At 69.0% G+C, this 2,858-nt stretch carries 2 protein-coding genes; both read left to right on the forward strand.

Annotated elements, in window-relative coordinates; all coding sequences use genetic code 11:
• Positions 1-191: 191 nt before the first annotated feature.
• A complete protein-coding gene (gene thrS / locus ACFU99_RS39725) occupies positions 192-2,180 on the forward strand; it encodes a threonine--tRNA ligase (protein WP_384402430.1) in 1,989 nt (662 codons plus the stop codon).
• Between the two features lie 79 nt (positions 2,181-2,259).
• A complete protein-coding gene (locus ACFU99_RS39730) occupies positions 2,260-2,820 on the forward strand; it encodes an HIT family protein (RefSeq protein WP_384402433.1) in 561 nt (186 codons plus the stop codon).
• The last annotated feature ends 38 nt before the right edge of the window (positions 2,821-2,858 follow it).

Consider the following 2,858-nt stretch of genomic DNA (forward strand, 5'->3'; position numbering starts at 1 on the left):
GCTGAAGTCGATGCACGAGAACCTGGACGTCTTCGAGGGGGCGTGCGGCGGCGAGTAGCGGCGGTGGCCGGGCCGGTAGGTGATCCGGCCGAGAGGCGGTCGCCAAACCGTTTCGCGGTGCGGTCCGGCGGCTCGGTACGATTCACGTGCGCAGCGCCCGCTGCCGCAGACCAATGTGTCAGGAGCTACCGGTGTCAGACGTCCGTGTGATCATCAAACGCGATTCCGCCGAACCGGAAGAGCGAGTGGTCACGACGGGCACGACGGCCGCCGCGCTCTTCGAGGGCGAGCGCACGGTCGTCGCCGCCCGCGTGGCCGGGGAGCTCAAGGACCTCGCGTACGGCCTCGCCGACGGCGACGAGGTCGAGCCCGTCGAGATCTCCAGCGAGGACGGCCTGAACATCCTGCGCCACTCGGCGGCGCACGTCATGGCACAGGCCGTGCAGGACCTCTTCCCGGACGCCAAGCTCGGCATCGGCCCGCCCGTCAAGGACGGCTTCTACTACGACTTCGACGTCGAGACCCCGTTCACCCCGGACGATCTCAAGCGCGTCGAGAAGAAGATGCAGGAGATCCAGAAGCGCGGCCAGCGCTTCGCGCGCCGGGTGACCACCGACGAGGACGCGCGCGAGGAGCTCGCGGACGAGCCGTACAAGCTGGAGCTCATCGGTCTCAAGGGCTCGGCCGCGGCGGTCGAGGGCGCCGACGGCGCGGACGTGGAGGTCGGCGCAGGCGAGCTGACCATCTACGACAACCTCGACGCCAAGACCGGCGAGCTGTGCTGGAAGGACCTGTGCCGCGGCCCGCACCTGCCGACGACCCGGAACATCCCGGCGTTCAAGCTCATGCGCAGCGCCGCCGCCTACTGGCGGGGCAGCGAGAAGAACAAGCAGCTCCAGCGGATCTACGGCACCGCCTGGCCGTCGAAGGACGAGCTGAAGGCGCACCTCGAATTCCTCGCCGAGGCCGAGAAGCGCGACCACCGCAAGCTCGGCTCCGAGCTGGACCTCTTCTCCATCCCGGACGAGATCGGCTCGGGCCTCGCCGTCTTCCACCCCAAGGGCGGCGTCATCCGCCGGGCGATGGAGGACTACAGCCGCAAGCGGCACGAGGAGGCGGACTACGAGTTCGTCTACACGCCGCACGCGACGAAGGGCAAGCTCTTCGAGAAGAGCGGCCACCTGGACTGGTACGCCGACGGCATGTACCCGCCCATGCAGCTCGACGAGGGCACGGACTACTACCTCAAGCCCATGAACTGCCCGATGCACAACCTGATCTTCGACGCGCGGGGGCGGTCCTACCGCGAGCTGCCGCTGCGGCTGTTCGAGTTCGGGACGGTGTACCGGTACGAGAAGTCCGGCGTCGTGCACGGCCTGACCCGCGCCCGCGGCTTCACCCAGGACGACGCGCACATCTACTGCACCAAGGAGCAGATGGCGGACGAGCTCGACTCGCTGCTCACCTTCGTGCTGAACCTGCTGCGCGACTACGGCCTGGAGGACTTCTACCTGGAGCTGTCCACCAAGGACCCGGAGAAGTTCATCGGCTCGGACGAGAACTGGGCGGAGGCCACCGAGACGCTGCGCAAGGCGGCCGGCAAGCAGGGCCTGGAGCTCGTCATGGACCCGGGCGGCGCGGCCTTCTACGGGCCGAAGATCTCGGTCCAGGCACGCGACGCCATCGGCCGTACGTGGCAGATGTCGACCATCCAGGTCGATTTCAACCTGCCCGACCGCTTCGACCTGGAGTACACCGCGCCGGACGGCTCCAAGCAGCGCCCGGTCATGATCCACCGGGCCCTGTTCGGCTCGATCGAGCGGTTCTTCGCGGTGCTCCTGGAGCACTACGCGGGCGCGTTCCCGGCGTGGCTGGCCCCGGTGCAGGCCACCGGCATCCCGATCGGCGACGCGCACGTCCCCTACCTCCAGGAGTTCGCCGCCCGGGCGAAGGCCAAGGGGCTGCGCGTCGAGGTGGACGCCTCCTCGGACCGGATGCAGAAGAAAATCAGGAACGCGCAGAAGAGCAAGGTCCCGTTCATGATCATCGCTGGTGACGAGGACGTCGCGAACGGCGCGGTCTCCTTCCGCTACCGCGACGGCTCGCAGAAGAACGGCGTACCCGTCGACGAGGCCCTCGCCGAGATCGTCAAGGCCGTCGAGGACCGCGTACAGGTCTGAGACCCGCCATGGCGGACCGGCGTCGCCCCGGAGTGGTCCACGACCGCCCCGGGGCGACGCCGCGTTCGGGCGAAGCCATATGCTGCACACCATGACGAGCGAGCCGGAACAGCAGATCGGAGTGGGGACGCAGGACGCCTTCCAGCGACTGTGGACGCCCCACCGGATGGCGTACATCCAGGGCGAGAACAAGCCGACCGGGCCCGGAGCCGAGGACGGCTGTCCGTTCTGTACGATCCCCTCGAAATCCGATGAGGACGGGCTCGTCATCGCGCGGGGCTCCCATGTCTACGCGGTGCTCAACCTCTACCCGTACAACGGCGGCCACCTCATGGTCGTCCCGTTCCGCCACGTCGCCGACTACACGGAGCTGGACGCCGCCGAGACCGCCGAGCTGGCCGAGTTCACCAAGCGGGCGATGACCGCGCTGCGGGCCGCCTCCGGCGCGCACGGCTTCAACATCGGCATGAACCAGGGCGCCACCGCCGGCGCCGGCATCGCCGCCCATCTGCACCAGCACGTCGTGCCGCGCTGGGGCGGCGACACCAACTTCATGCCGGTCGTCGGCAGCACCAAGGTGCTGCCGCAACTCCTCGCCGACACCCGCCAGATGCTCGCGGACGCCTGGCCGGCCGCCTGAGCGCTCCGCCGGCCGCGTCCTCCGGACTCGCCCGGACC

The organism is Streptomyces sp. NPDC057654 (assembly GCF_042800135.1).
Taxonomy (GTDB): domain Bacteria; phylum Actinomycetota; class Actinomycetes; order Streptomycetales; family Streptomycetaceae; genus Streptomyces.

Bases quoted from the DNA above. Each gene is read 5' to 3' on its own strand.
- ACFU99_RS39730 (WP_384402433.1), top strand. From the start codon at position 2,260: ATGCTGCACACCATGACGAGCGAGCCGGAACAGCAGATCGGAGTGGGG.